At 58.7% G+C, this 13,863-nt stretch carries 14 protein-coding genes and 1 pseudogene; 10 read left to right on the plus strand and 5 right to left on the minus strand.

The window, feature by feature from the left end; genetic code table 11:
* Both BW994_RS17630 and BW994_RS17635 read left to right on the plus strand, forming a co-directional pair.
* Positions 1-271: transposase domain-containing protein (locus tag BW994_RS17630; RefSeq protein WP_139334199.1), on the plus strand; the 271-nt coding region annotated here is incomplete at its 5' end.
* Positions 272-330: 59 nt separating this feature from the next.
* Positions 331-537: a hypothetical protein gene (locus tag BW994_RS17635; protein ID WP_029313940.1), complete on the plus strand. Its 207-nt coding sequence runs from the start codon at positions 331-333 to the stop codon at positions 535-537.
* Between the two features lie 62 nt (positions 538-599).
* Here the strand turns inward: BW994_RS17635 and glgX are convergent, their stop codons facing one another.
* The 3 genes from glgX to BW994_RS17650 all read right to left on the minus strand — a co-directional run bounded on the left by glgX (position 600) and on the right by BW994_RS17650 (position 4,569).
* Positions 600-2,714 (minus strand): glycogen debranching protein GlgX, encoded by a 2,115-nt coding sequence (glgX, locus tag BW994_RS17640; protein ID WP_029313938.1) that lies wholly within the window; start codon positions 2,712-2,714, stop codon positions 600-602.
* Between the two features lie 154 nt (positions 2,715-2,868).
* Complete coding sequence (locus BW994_RS17645) at positions 2,869-3,609, minus strand: ABC transporter permease subunit (protein WP_245594235.1); 741 nt, start codon at positions 3,607-3,609, stop codon at positions 2,869-2,871.
* Positions 3,610-3,639: 30 nt separating this feature from the next.
* On the minus strand, positions 3,640-4,569 hold the full coding sequence (locus BW994_RS17650; RefSeq protein ID WP_029313935.1) for an extracellular solute-binding protein: 930 nt from the start codon (positions 4,567-4,569) through the stop codon (positions 3,640-3,642).
* A gap of 86 nt (positions 4,570-4,655) precedes the next feature.
* Between BW994_RS17650 and BW994_RS17655 the strand changes: the two genes are divergently transcribed.
* The 4 genes from BW994_RS17655 (at position 4,656) to BW994_RS17670 (ending at position 6,985) form a co-directional block, all read left to right on the plus strand.
* Positions 4,656-5,048, plus strand: a complete 393-nt coding sequence (locus tag BW994_RS17655) for a winged helix-turn-helix domain-containing protein (protein WP_051657633.1) — start codon at positions 4,656-4,658, stop codon at positions 5,046-5,048.
* A 120-nt stretch (positions 5,049-5,168) separates the two neighbouring features.
* Positions 5,169-5,624, plus strand: coding sequence for a TspO/MBR family protein (locus BW994_RS17660; protein ID WP_245594234.1), 456 nt, complete (start codon positions 5,169-5,171; stop codon positions 5,622-5,624).
* Positions 5,625-5,666: 42 nt separating this feature from the next.
* The gene (locus BW994_RS17665) at positions 5,667-6,296 is read left to right on the plus strand and encodes an ankyrin repeat domain-containing protein (protein WP_029313930.1); all 630 of its coding nucleotides are present in this window, start codon (positions 5,667-5,669) and stop codon (positions 6,294-6,296) included.
* A gap of 137 nt (positions 6,297-6,433) precedes the next feature.
* On the plus strand, positions 6,434-6,985 hold the full coding sequence (locus BW994_RS17670; protein WP_029313928.1) for an acetate uptake transporter: 552 nt from the start codon (positions 6,434-6,436) through the stop codon (positions 6,983-6,985).
* 187 nt (positions 6,986-7,172) lie between these two features.
* On the opposite strand, the gene metZ is transcribed toward BW994_RS17670, so the two are convergent.
* Entirely contained in the window at positions 7,173-8,357 is a 1,185-nt protein-coding gene (gene metZ / locus BW994_RS17675) for an O-succinylhomoserine sulfhydrylase (protein ID WP_029313927.1), read from the minus strand.
* A gap of 96 nt (positions 8,358-8,453) precedes the next feature.
* On the opposite strand from metZ, the gene BW994_RS17680 reads away from it, so the two are divergent.
* The 4 genes from BW994_RS17680 (at position 8,454) to BW994_RS17695 (ending at position 13,301) form a co-directional block, all read left to right on the plus strand.
* Positions 8,454-9,431, plus strand: a complete 978-nt coding sequence (locus BW994_RS17680) for a glycosyltransferase family 4 protein (protein WP_081849221.1) — start codon at positions 8,454-8,456, stop codon at positions 9,429-9,431.
* Between the two features lie 112 nt (positions 9,432-9,543).
* A complete protein-coding gene (locus BW994_RS17685; RefSeq protein ID WP_217696477.1) occupies positions 9,544-11,580 on the plus strand; it encodes a glycosyltransferase in 2,037 nt (678 codons plus the stop codon).
* Between the two features lie 42 nt (positions 11,581-11,622).
* Positions 11,623-12,354, plus strand: a complete 732-nt coding sequence (locus BW994_RS17690) for an FkbM family methyltransferase (RefSeq protein ID WP_081849219.1) — start codon at positions 11,623-11,625, stop codon at positions 12,352-12,354.
* Positions 12,355-12,476: 122 nt separating this feature from the next.
* Positions 12,477-13,301 carry an IS5 family transposase gene (locus tag BW994_RS17695; protein ID WP_281247786.1) on the plus strand — a complete coding sequence of 275 codons (825 nt, stop codon included), beginning with the start codon at positions 12,477-12,479 and terminating at the stop codon, positions 13,299-13,301.
* Between the two features lie 245 nt (positions 13,302-13,546).
* On the opposite strand, the pseudogene BW994_RS17705 reads toward BW994_RS17695, so the two are convergent.
* Positions 13,547-13,863, minus strand: a pseudogene (locus BW994_RS17705) (hypothetical protein); the annotation flags it as partial.

Below are 13,863 nucleotides of genomic sequence, written 5' to 3' on the forward strand. Positions count from 1 at the left end.
CCTGACCAACAACGCGGCCGAACGCGCCCTGCGGACCCTGGCTCTGGGCAGAAAATCTTGGTTGTTCGCGGGTTCCGATCGGGGTGGGGAAAGGGCTGCCATGATGTACAGCCTGATCACGACAGCAAAAATGAACGATGTCGATCCGCAGGCTTGGCTCGCCGACATCCTCACGCGCATCGCAAGCCATCCGCTACACCGGATCGAGGAATTGATGCCCTGGAACTGGATCGCGCCACAAAGTCAGAGCTCAGCCGCACAGGTCGCCTGATCAATCCATACCGGAGATGCACGAACGCCGACCGGCAATCACACCGCGGTCCTCACCGGATGGGTACGCAGAAAATCGCCCAGGTCGAACAGCAGACCGCGGCCGAAGTCGCCAGGTTGAAGCAGGATACGGTGCAAGCCGCCAAAGCAACCGCCCATGGTGCCGTGATCGGGTCGTTCGCGCTGTTCGCGACGATGCTGCTCGGGCTTCTCGCTTCGATCTTCGGCTCGCGTCGGGGTACGCGCGATGTGTTGATGCGCGGCTAGCCGCTCACCAGCGCCATTATCGTGGGCGCGGTCCGGGAAGCACAGCTTCCCGGACCGTTACCTCATCCGCGGCTGAACACCACCACGCTCCGCCCGGTCACCGTGAACACCTCACCGATCGGCAGGACCACGGTCTCGTCGGGTTCCGGGTCGTTGGTGTCGATCACCCTGGTCCAGACCTCGCCGTCCTTGCATGCCGGCAGGGTGAATTCGACGGCGTCGTAATGGGCGTTGAACACCAACAGGAACGTCGAATCATCCTGGCGGAACGCCGAATCCGCGGTTGCCGCCGGGCCATCGATCATCATGCCGAAGCAACGCATGTTGCCGTCGCCCCATTGGGCGTCGTCGATCACTGTACCGTTCGCGTTGATCCACTCGACGTCGCGAACCCCATCCAGTTCACGGCCGGTCAGAAACCGCGTGTTGCGCAGGGCAGGGTGGTCGAGCCGCAGCTTCGTCAGCGTACGGACGAAGCGGATCAGCGCCTGGCCGGGCTCACCAATATCCCAATCGACCCAGCTGATCTCGCTGTCCTGGCAATAGGCGTTGTTGTTGCCTTGCTGCGTCCGGCCGAATTCATCGCCGGCCAGCAGCATCGGCACGCCCTGCGACAACAGCAATGTCGCCAGCACGTTGCGCATCTGGCGTGCCCGCAAGGTGGTGATGTCCGGATCGTCGCTCGGCCCCTCGACGCCGCAGTTCCAGGAGCGGTTGTCGCTGCTGCCGTCCTTGTTGTCCTCGTTGTTCGCCTCGTTATGCTTTTCGTTGTAGGTCACCATGTCGTTGAGCGTGAATCCGTCATGCGCGGTGACGAAATTGATCGAAGCCCAGGGCCGGCGTCCCTGGTGATTGAACTCCGCGGCCGATGCGGTGATGCGCGGCGCGAGTTCCGCCGCGGGTGCTTCGCCGCGCCAGAAATCCCTGACCGTGTCGCGAAACTTGTCGTTCCATTCAGACCAGCCCGGCGGAAACCCACCGACCTGATAGCCGCCCGGCCCGCAATCCCATGGCTCGGCAATTAATTTAACCGATCCCAGCACCGGGTCCTGGCTGCACGCCTTCAAAAATCCGCTCTGATTGTCGAACCCGTTCGGCTCACGCGCGAGAATCGTCCCGAGGTCGAACCGGAAACCATCGACATGCATTTCCTCGACCCAGTAGCGCAGACTGTCGGTCACCATCTGCAGGACGCGCGGATGCGACAGGTTCACGGTGTTTCCGGTGCCGGTATCGTTGATGTAATAGCGCGGATTGTCCGGCATCAGCCGGTAATAGCTGGCATTGTCGATACCCTTGAAACTCAGCGTGGCACCTTTTTCATTGCCCTCGGCGGTGTGATTGTAAACCACGTCCAGAATGACCTCGAGCCCGGCTTCGTGGAACTGGTAGACCATTTCCTTGAACTCGCGCAGGCTGTTCGCGACATCGAACGCGTAGCGCGGGTCCGGTGCGAAAAACCCGATGCTGTTATAGCCCCAGTAATTGGTCAGCCCATTGTCGAGCAGGTGACTGTCGTTGATGAAGGTGTGGATGGGCAGCAATTCGACCGAGGTGACGCCGAGCGATTTGATGTAATCGACCACATGCCGATTGCCCATGCCGGCGTAACTGCCGCGCAAGGGTTCCGGCACGTCCGGATGGCGCATGGTGAAGCCGCGGACATGCGCTTCGTACAGAACCGTCCGGTTCCACCCGATCGGGTTGCGCCCGGGATGGCCGCGCCAGTCGAACCCTGGATCGACCACGACGCATTTCGGCATGAACGGCGCGGAATCCCGATCATCGAAGGTCAGATCATCGCCGGACTCCATTTTGTAGCCGAAACACGCCGGGTTCCACGTCAACGCGCCGGCATGGGCGCGGGCATAGGGGTCGAGCAGCAATTTGTTGGCATTGAACCGATGCCCGGCTTCCGGCTCATAAGGCCCATGCACCCGGTAGCCATAATAGGTGCCCGGCGCCAGATCGGGCACGTAGCCGTGAAAAATCTGGTCGGTGTATTCCGGCAGTTCGAATCGCTCGACTTCCTGCTTGCCGGAACTGTCGAAAATACAGACCTCGACCTTCTCGGCATGCGCCGAAAACAGCGAGAAATTAACGCCGTTGCCATCCCACGTCGCCCCACGCGGGTGCGGCAGGCCGGGTCTGATCCGGCCGCGCTGAATACTCGCCATGCTGTGTCGCCTTCCTGATGTAATTGCCGCCCGGCCAATCAGCGGCCCGGCTTGAAATGGGGACCGCTCCGGGACAGAAAAAGGGCCGCCGGGCCGAATAGGCGGTGGCCGGAACCGCTCAGGCCGGATTTGAACGGTTCCGGCTCTGCCCGGTTTAGCGCCGGGCACTCCGGCGCAGCAGCCACAGCGGCAAGGGCAGGGCGGCCAGCAGGAACACCCAGAGCAGCGGAAACGTCGCATCCAGCCCGCTGTCCTCCAGATTGACCCACAGACGGATCGGCATGCCCTGCGGAAAATAGGCGAAGATCAGCACGATCCCCAACTCGCCCACCCCGCGCACCCAGGCCAGGGCCAGCGCGGCGCCCAGCCCATCGCGCGCCATCGGTAACATGATGTGGCGGAAAATCTGCCGCCTTGTGACCCCCAGCGTCAGGGCCGATTCCGCCAGTTCCGGGGGGATTTCGGCAAACGCGGCGCGGGCGGCCACCACATAGGTCGGCAAGCCCGCGTAGATCCCGGCCAGCAGAAACGCGGCCGGATTATTGCCGATGATCACGCCGAACCGGCCGAGCAACGCTCCGAGCGGCCCGATCGGTCCGTAAAACGCGGCCAGCAGAATGCCCAAGGCCAATGGCGGCGTCAGCAGCGGCAGCAGCAGGAACAACTGCGCCGCATTGTGCAGCCTGCCCTTCGCGTTTGCGAGCCACAGCGCTAGCGGGGTGCCGAGCAAGGCGATAGCCGCCAGCGCCGTCAGACCATATAAAACCGATGTGGCAATCGCTTCGCCGTCAGCGGCGGTCAGCGCGAAATGTGCCCAATCGGTCAACAGGATCAGCCCGGCGAACGGCGCCGCCAGCAGAATAATCGCAAACCCGCCGGCCGCCGCCCTGATCAAGCGCCGGCCGGGGCCTGAACGATGCCCCGCTCAGATCGTGCCGCCTTGCGGCGGGTTGTAACCATACTTGGCAAACAGATCCTGACCCGCCTTGCTTTGCATCATCGCGATGAACGCATGCCCCGCCTTGGGGTTTGGCGCATCACGCGGCACGCACGCATAGAAGACCAAGGGCTGGGTGTGCAACACCTGCGTCTTGCCCTTCAGATCCAGCGTGATCGCCGCTTTCGAATACCACGGCTTGATCATCGAGGGGTCGCTCAGATTGATCTGATTGGGCAGCGGAATGAATGGCAGTTTGAGCGACTTCACCGCGCTCTCATAGCCCGATGTCGCATCGAGCTGGCCCGAATCGAGCCGCGCCAGCAGCGAAGGTTCGGAAAATATCTGCGCGGGATTGAGCGGTGCGCCAAGGATGCGCCGGCTCAGCCCCGGTTGATGATAGAATTTTTCCGCCAGATCGAAGGTGAACAGAATGTTGCGCCCCTGCGGATCGGTGCGCGGGTCGGTGCGGCCGAACCGCAATCCCTTGGTTTCCAGCACCTTGTACCAGGGCTTGCTGCCATCGGCCGCCGCTTTGAGCTCGGGCGCCACGCGCGATTTCGGCGAATACGCAATCACCATCGCCGTGCTCGCCACCGGCGCCGCGTGCCCGACCAGCCCGGCCTTCTGCAACACCGCGATCGGCCCCGGCGTGATCGAGACGAACACGTCGGCCAGCATCGTCTTGGCCGCGATCAGGCGCGCCAGCGCGAAGGCGCCCTGGCCGATGCCATGAAACACCTCACCGCTCTGTGCGGTGAAGGCCGGACCCAGGCCCTTGTTCATCAGCACGCCCATCGATCCCGCATAAGCCACCGTCAACGTGCCGCCCGCAGCCTGCGCCTGGCGTGACATCAATGCCGGCAGCGCGACCGCCGCGCCCATGCCCAAGCCCAGATCACGTCGTGAAATCGCCATTGCCGCCTCCTGCTCAATTTGCTGCGGCACCGATATGTCCGTTCGGACATATCGTCAATCACGCAATTTCGTGATTGAATCCTGACATGGTGAAACTGCGTCACCCAGAGACGGTCGGCCTGCGCATCCGGGTCGTGCTTGGCGATGGTCTGATCATCGGGCCGGGCCGCGCCGATCTGCTGGACGGCATTCGCGAAACCGGGTCGATCGCCGCAGCCGGCCGGCGGATGGGCATGAGCTACAAGCGCGCCTGGCAACTGGCCGAAACCCTCAATGCGAGTTTTCACGCCCCGGTCATTGTCGCGGCGAAAGGCGGTGTCGCCGGCGGCGGCGCGCATCTCACGCCGTTGGGCGAAGAGGTGCTCGATGCGTATCGCACCCTGGTACGCACGGCGCATGCCACCGGTGAAACCGCCATCGCCGCCCTCGCGGCCGCCGTTGCGGGGCCTGACCCGAATGCCACGGATTTCTGCCCTTAGGCGTGGTTTGCATCTTTTCACGTCGGCCGGTCGAGCCTAGATTGAAGCAAAGGAGATCGTGTCTTCCGTCATCCCGAACGCCCTGAACAGAACCGAACGCAAGGTGCCCAGATCTGGGCGTTGGCCGGATTTATCGGCCTGACCCTGCTTGTCGCGGCTGTCGCCGGCGTGGCGACGGTGCCCAATATCAAGACATGGTATGCGGTTCTGCCGCATCCGCCTTTCACGCCGCCGAACGGCGTGTTCGGGCCGGTCTGGACTGTCTTATACATCGGTATGGCGATCGCGGCTTGGCGCATCTGGCGATGCGGCGACGTGCTGGGCGATCACCAGCGCGCCCTCAATCTGTGGGGCTGGCAACTGGGAGTGAACGCCATCTGGGCGCCGATATTTTTCGCCCTGCACCGCCCCGCTCTGGCCATAGCGGTTATCCTGGCGCTCGACGTTATGGTCACGCTTACCATCATCGCCTTTCGCAGGATTGACCGGATTGCCGCGATCCTGATGGTCCCCTACCTCGCCTGGAGCTGTTTTGCGACCTATCTCACCATCGGGTTCTGGTGGCTGAACCGATGATCGGCTAAGGATAGCACTCGATCTCGCAGGAATCAGTGTTGCATGACAAATAGAGCCCCGATCCGGATTGCCGCCGCCATCACGTTGGCTGCCAGTTTTGCCGTCTTCCAGGCTGCTCATGCCCAGATGACCGGCGCAGGCGCCGGCAGCCCGATGGGGATGGCCGGCCCGATGGGTTCAGCCGGCTTGCATTCCCCTCAGGAACCGCAGCAGATCGCGCCGCCCGCGCTTCCTGGTGCATCCGGTGCCGGCAACATCTCGGCCGGCCCGGTGACCACCACCGATGAAGACCCGACCAAGCTGCTGTTTTCCGCGATCAACCATGGCGATTACACCCAGGCGCGTGCCGCGGTCAGCCGCGGGGCCAATTTGAACGCGCGCAACGCGCTCGATGAGACGCCGATCGAACTGGCGGTCGAACTCAACCGCAACAACATCACGTTCATGCTGCTATCGGTCCGCGCCGAGGAAGGTTCCAGCGGCCAGCCGCCGCAAGGTGCGGCCATTGCCGCCTCGGTGCCCGCCGCACACGCAATCCGGAGCGCGCCGACCCATCAAATCATGAATTATCATGCCCAGCAGACGCGGGTGCAGCCGAACGCCGCCTTGCCGGACCAGCCCGGCATCCCCAACCCCGCCGCCGGTTTCCTGGGGTTCGGTAACCACTCATAACGCCCGATCATTTGCCCGCTCATTTTTAGCCGGTTGAATCTCGAAAATTCTTTCGTTAAATTGACGTAAGGTGGTGCGATGCAGTACGGTCGGGTCCACTGTTGAAACGTCGAAGAAACAAGAATTAGGGAGTATTTATGAAACTAGCCAATCCGGCACCACTCGGGTTGTTCGGCTTCGCGCTGACGACCTGGCTGCTCTCCATGATCAACGCCGGCCTGATGCCGGCCGCCGGCATGGGCATGGTTCTCGCCATGGCCTTCGCTTTCGGCGGTACCGCGCAATTCGTCGCCGGCATGATGGAAATGGCGACCGGCAACACCTTCGGCTTCGTGGCGTTCTGCGCCTACGGCGCGTTCTGGTGGAGCTTCGCGCTGTTCGTCGAATTCTTTGCCAAAGGCGTGCCGGGCTTGATGGTCGGCTGGTATTTGCTGCTCTGGGGCTTCTTCACCCTCGCTATGTTCATCGGCACCCTGGCGCTCAACCGCACGCTGCAACTGATTTTTGGCGTGCTGACCATCACCTTCCTGCTGCTCGCCCTTGGCCCGCTGCTCGGCAGCCCGCAACTATCAGTATTCGGCGGATATTTCGGCCTGCTTACGGCGATCCTTGCGTTTTATCTCGGCGCGGCCGAAATCGCGAACGGTACGCATGGCAGGACGATCCTGCCGATCGGCGCAAGAGTCTGAGCCGACGCGTGTGGGGCTGGTGCGACTGCGCCAGTCTTGCGGGCGGTTGGGTTAAAGACGTTCTGCTTTTTTGAAAAAAAGCAGCAAAAAACTTTTCTTAATTTGGTGCTGGGGCGTTTTTACCCCGACGGACCCGTGAAATCGAAAGTTTTTTTGCTGCTTTTTTTACAAAAAAAGCAGTGCTTCCTCACCCGACCGCCTTTAGCGCTCCATCCAGATCATCGATCAGATCGGCAACATCTTCGAGGCCGACCGAAAACCGGATAATTCCTTCGGTGATGCCCAGTACCGCCCGATCCGCCGGCGCTATCTTGGAATGGGTCGTCGTCGCCGGATGCGTCATCATCGATTTCGAATCGCCGAGATTGTTCGAGATCACGACCAGTTCGAGCGCGTTGAGGAACCGGAACGCCGCCGCCTGGCCGCCCTTCAACGCAAACGTCACCAGGGTGCCGCCTTCGCTCATCTGCGCCCGCGCCAGTGCCGCTTGCGGGTGATCCGGCCGGAACGGGTACAGCACCCGCTCGATCGCGGCGTGGCCGGCCAGATGATCCGCAATCGCGGCCGCCGAGCGGCATGATTGCGCCACCCGCAGCGCCATGGTCTCCAGCCCCTTCAGAATGACCCAGGCATTGAACGGCGACATCGCCGGTCCGGTGTTGCGGGTGAAGGGTTGCAGCGTGTTTTCGATCCACTCCTTCCGCCCCAGCACGGCGCCGCCGAGCACGCGGCCCTGGCCATCCATATGCTTGGTCGCGGAATACACGACGACATCGGCACCGAATTCGAGCGGGCGTTGCAGCAGCGGGGTCGCGAACACGTTGTCCACAACCACAATCGCCCCGGCGGCATGCGCAAGGTCGCACACGGCGCGCATATCGATGATGTCGAGCATCGGGTTGGACGGTGTTTCGAGCAGCACCAGCGCGGTCTTGTGCACCAGCGCAGCCGCCCAGGCGGCGAGGTCCCCGCCGTCGACGAACACAGCCTCGATGCCATAGCGCGGCAACAGCGTGGACACGATCCAGTGGCACGAGCCGAACAGCGCGCGCGACGCGACAACCCGATCGCCGGTTTTCAAATGACACAACATGGCCGCATGCACCGCGGCCATCCCGGTCGCGGTCGCCCGGCAGGCCTCCGCCCCCTCGATCGCCGCAAGCCGTGATTCCAGCATCGAGACGGTCGGGTTGCCGAATCGCGAATACTGATAGTGCGAGACCTCGCCCTTGAACGTTGCTTCGGCCTGCTCGGCACTATCATAGACAAAGCCGGAGGTCAGGAACAACGCTTCGGCGTTCTCTGAAAAATTGGACCGGATCTGGCCGGCGTGAATGAGGGTGGTTGCGGGGCGGTAAGATCGTTTGGTCATGCAGCGCCTATATCCCAGTTCTTATCTGCCGCAAAAATTGTTGGCTAATGCGTACTTGTTAATCGGAAATTCACTTCTTGTTGATATCCCGTTCCCATGCAACGTCCACCCCGCCTTGCCATGATGACCCTGCCCACGTTGGACCACTTCACGGCGGACATTCTGGCGCGCCTTCCTGCGGCATCAGGCTGGGAGGTCCAGAAGTTCATGGTCACCAGCCCGGCCGTCCTGGCCGCCGCCCTGGAGTGGACTGATGACCCATCGCGCGACGCCATCTGGTTCGAATTCTGTTGGCCGCCGTTCCCGGCCATGATCGAGGCCACCGATTTCGGCGGGCGTCGCGTGATTGTGCGAGTCCACCGCATCGAAGCGGTTGAAACGCCTTATGTCGCGAATACCGCCTGGGCCAAGGTGGATGACGTGATCGTGGTAAGCCCGGACATGCGCGAGCGTGTTCTTTCTGCGGCGCCTGAAGTCACATACACTAGTCGTCTGCATATAATTTTCAACGGCGTGGACACCACCCGATTCACCGCAAATCAGAGCTGGAACAAGTTTCGCCTCGGCTGGTGCGGGCTGATGAACCTGCGCAAAAACCCAACACTCGCTTTACATATCCTATGGAAGCTGCACCAGCGCGACGATCGCTATCACTTGACTTTGTGCGGCATGGGCGGCGAGGCTCTGGCGTCCGAGAGCTTCCTGTACCTCGCCGAAAAGCTCGGCCTGACAGGAGCGATCACGTGGGATGGCCGCATTTCCCAAGCGGACATGCCTGCCTGGCACGCGAGCAACGGCGTTCTGGTACATACCAGCCTCCATGAAAGCTTCGGCTATGCCATTGCCGAAGCCGCCCTGAGCGGGTGTGACATCGCCATCGCCGGCCATCCTGGCGCTGACACGATCTGGCCCGCTGAAACGATCTTCCACACGATCGACGGTGCTGCAGCCCTTATACAAACCGCCCGGCCCAACCGGTGGCGCCACTATGTCGAACAACGCTTCTGCTTGGGTCACCAAATAACAGACATCAGTCGCCTGTTGCAATGCAATCTCCAAGCCGCTTCATCCTAATAATCGGTGTCATCAAATGTCGCCATCAGAAAATAATTCTCGCATGATGGAGCCAGACATATCTATTGTCCTCCCAGTCGAGAACGACGCTATGTTTTTACAGCGCGCCGTCATGTCACTCGAAGTTGCAGCTCATGCGGCGGCCTGCGACGACATCACGGTCGAGTTAATCATCGTATTAAGTCGCTGCTCACGTCATGATGCAGCATGGATGGCGGCGTATCATAATGATGTCTTCACCTGCGTTCGGATCGTCCATAGCGAAGCCGACTGCCTTGGGGTCGCTCGGAACGATGCGATCGCGCAGTCCGCTGGCACCAATTTCCTGATCTTCAACGGCTACGACCTTCTGTCCACCGACGCCTTCGTCCGCCTGATCCGTAAGATCACACGGACGCCAAAGCCCACGATCGTTATCCCCGAATACAGCGTCCATTTCGGCCAAGATCCATATGTCGAACGATTTTTCGACTTGTCGGTGATTTCACCGCTCGGCCTCATGCGAAACCACTATTACCCAAACGTCTTTCTGGCACCCCGAGCCCTGTTCGAGACCGTTCAGTTTCAGCGCGTCCCCGATCACGCTGCGCCCGAGCAGGAAGACTGGACATTTCTATGCGACGCCGTCGCAGCAGGCTACGACATTGTTGCCGCGCCAAACACTTTGTTCTTCAAACGCCAGTCTGGTGCGGGACTTTCATCGCGAGTCCGGAATGCGAGCCACTACCGAATCCCGATGACCAATCTTTTTGCTTCGGAACGATTCCGCGGCGCGATTCAGAGCGGACCCGGGGCCGATATAGCGACGCCCGAAAATGATGATTGGCGCGCCGAGACCCGGTCTTTTGTTTCCGGAGATGTCTATCGCAAACTGATCAGTGAGATGAACGTGATCGACCCCTCGGTCTCAATCAGTTCCTATTATCCGCAACGGTTAGTCGCAGATCCGCAACCGACCCGTTTTCCTGCGGACCTGTATTTGATGATTTGGGCAGCACTGGAGGGCTCGACATATACAGACATATTCTTTCTGCCCGCGCTAGCCGTCGGCGGAAGCGAAAAGTATCTGATCCAGGTGATGCATTCCCTAGTAGCGAATGACAGGCAAACCCGGATCTTGGTCATCTGCCACGATCCGAACCCAGGTCCGATTAACGTCGATCATCTGCCGCCCGGCACCGACCTGCTCGATCTCTGGAACCTTGGCCACCCAATCGAACGGGACGACCATTTTGTCGTACTCGCCGCGCTGTTATGTGCAGCTTCATCTGCCCGCATTCATCTGAAGACCAGCGGCTTCATTTTTAACTTTTTTAGTATGGGCTATGGCGTGGTGCTCAACCGGCACAAGGTCATCTACTATCGTTTCTGCGACGACCGACATGCTCTCGACAACGATATCATTACAGGTCCCAACCGCTTTAATTTTATCGTTGAAAATTTTTCGGCGATCGATCTGATCGTGAGCGATCATCAAAAACTGATCGAGTACGATCGGGACAGGCTGAGGATTCAGCCGGACAAGTGGGCCTGCTTACGCGCATACTGCCCCGTGACAGTGACGGCCGATCAAGTCATATGCGCGCGCATGAAGACCAACTCGCGCGTCTTGTGGGCCTCGCGTCTTGTTTGGCAAAAGAACCCCCTCATGCTGGTCTTGATCTCGGAAATTCTGAGTGCACAAAACATACCGGTCACGGTCGATATCTATGGTAGCTCGGCGTCCGACTCAGATCCATTCGATCCCGCCGCATTTGAAGGATGTAGCCACCTTAACTATAAAGGACCCTACAGGAGGTTCGTTGACATAGACGCGTCTCTCTATGACGCATTCATCTATACATCGATGTTTGATGGCCTGCCGAACGTCGTATTAGAAGCGATGGCGACCGGCTTGCCGGTCATCGCACCAGACATTGATGGCATACCGGAAGTTGTACAGCACAAAGAAACTGGTTTTATCGTGCCATCTTGTAATAATCAGTTAGAGATCGCTGAAAAATATGTAAAATACATCTATCAAATTTGGACGGATCATGATCTGCGCGTCCGCACATCTCAAAATTGCATCAGTTTTTTAGAACGTTTTCACTCCCAGGAGACGCATCGATTAAACGTACTGTCCTTGTACGGCTCCAAACTTTCGTGACATTGCGATAATCCAACTTTCTCAAATACTCATGGCGTAAAAATGATTAATCAAGAGCATATATTTACTTTTTTTTCGAACGCAAATGACGATATTTTTGAATTAAATATTAGAAATTTCAGGATCATAATTGATCCAAAGTACGTGTCTCCACGAATCACTTATCTAATAGCTAGCCAACGGTACGAGGAGGTTGAATGTAACATTATTGAAAAAGTTTTATCCCATGGCGATAGAGTGATTGATATTGGATCGGCGATCGGTCTGACTGCTATGATGGCAAGCCGCTTAGTCGGGCCTAGTAACGTATTTGCGTTCGAGGCTAATCCAGAACTCATTCCTCTCGCTGCATATAACTTTATAAATAACTCCGTCGAAGTAACACAATTTAATAATATACTAATAAATCGTAAGAGTTTCGAGCAAGATGCCTCCGATCGAAATTTCTACTTAAGAGAGCATTACTTTTCGTCGTCATTGATTCCCGATGAAGAGCCGGCACGAGAAGTAAAAATCCGTAGTCGGTGCTTAGAAGATTTTATCTCGCAAGTCGGGGCCAATGCAATCTTATGCGATATTGAGGGCGGAGAATTCGATCTTCTTATGGAAGCTGATCTGTCAGGGCTAAATAAGTTACTGATAGAGTTACATCCTGCCATTATCGGCCCCAACAGATGTGCGGAAATTAAAGAAATGTTGCGGCTGAAGGGGTTTTTGGAAGATAAAGTGAACTCTACCAAAACAGTGTTATGTTATTCGAGAATCCGGCTCTGATACGAAATAACTTAAAGTCCATCCAAGATCAATTTGTTTCCTGAGTGTCTGACCGAAAATTAAGGTGAGTGATTTCAGTTGGTTATGATTCTCTATTGGTTGCGAAGACAATGGAGGATCATGTGGCCTGGACTGAAATCACTCGGCGACATCATGACAGGAGCGCGTTGCGGTATGCAAGCGACAGCACCGACGAGGAGTGGGCGATCATTGGGCCGTTTTTGGCGCGCGCGAGCAGGGTTGGGCGACCATCGATCCACAGCATGCGCACCATCTGGGATGGCATCCAGTATCAGGTGACGGCGGGCTGCCAATGGCGAATGTTACCCAAGGATTTTCCGCCTTTCACCACGGTTCAGTATCATTTTTACCGCTGGCGGGACAGCGGCGTGCTGTTTTTGATCAACGAGGCGCTCGTCGCCGCAAGCCGCATCATCGAGGGAAGGGACGCTGCGCCGACTGCGGCGATCATCGACAGCCAATTGGTCAAGACGACCGAAAGCGGTGGCCCGGCTGGCTACGATGCAGGCAAGAAGATCAAGGGACGAAAGCGCCACATCGTTACCGACAGCTTGGGCAATCTACTGGACGTGATAGTGCACACGGCCGACATCCAGGACCGCGACGGTGCGCCTGCGGTGATCGAGAGCGTGCGGGACAGTTATCCCAGCCTCGTCAAGTTGTTTGCCGATGGCGGCTACGCCGGCGAGAAACTGCGAACTGCCATCGCTCACATCGAGAGCCTGGCCATTGACATCGTCAAACGATCCGACAGCGCTGCGGGTTTCGTCGTACTCGCTAAGCGATGGGTGGTCGAGCGGACGTTCGCTTGGCTCAATCGTTGCCGACGCCTTGCCAAGGATTGGGAAGCCTCCACCGCTTCGTCAGAAGCCTGGCTGCTCATCGCCTCCATCCGCCGAACCGTCAGATTCGTCGCACGCGCATGAAAAAAATCAGACCAAATTACGAGTCAGACTCTGAGGCAGTTTCGGAGGGCTCGGCGGTGTGTATGTGCTCGACTTGGTAGATATCGGGACCGGTCGGGGGCAACCGCCCCTGGGCTCAGACCAGCAACCTGGGCAGTCTGGCCAGAGCGTAGCGGAGAATGACCTGATCCGGCATCGATCGCGGCAGATGCAGGCGAATTGATGTCTTCAATGTCTCGACCGTACCCATCCGGTGAGGCTTTCGATTACCCACAAATATTTGCCATGGTGACCGCTCCGAGGGTGATATCGGTGAGGCGCGTCATTCCGCGCCACATGACGGTATTGCCGGGTGGCGGATCACTCGCGCGGGCGAGATAGCCTCCGAGGCGTGCGATTTTGACGAGATAATGGGATAGTGTTTTCTGGCTGCATGGCTCTCGATCTTTCACGATGTGATCGAGCAAGCTGATTTCCAATTTGGTCAGGGCGCACCGTGGTGGTTCGGCTGGGGCAGTGCGATTGGCCATGGTAAGCCAGAAAATCCGCCAACTGATCAGGCAGAAGATTGCGATCAAATTCG

The organism is Acidiphilium rubrum (assembly GCF_900156265.1).
Classification (GTDB): domain Bacteria; phylum Pseudomonadota; class Alphaproteobacteria; order Acetobacterales; family Acetobacteraceae; genus Acidiphilium; species Acidiphilium rubrum.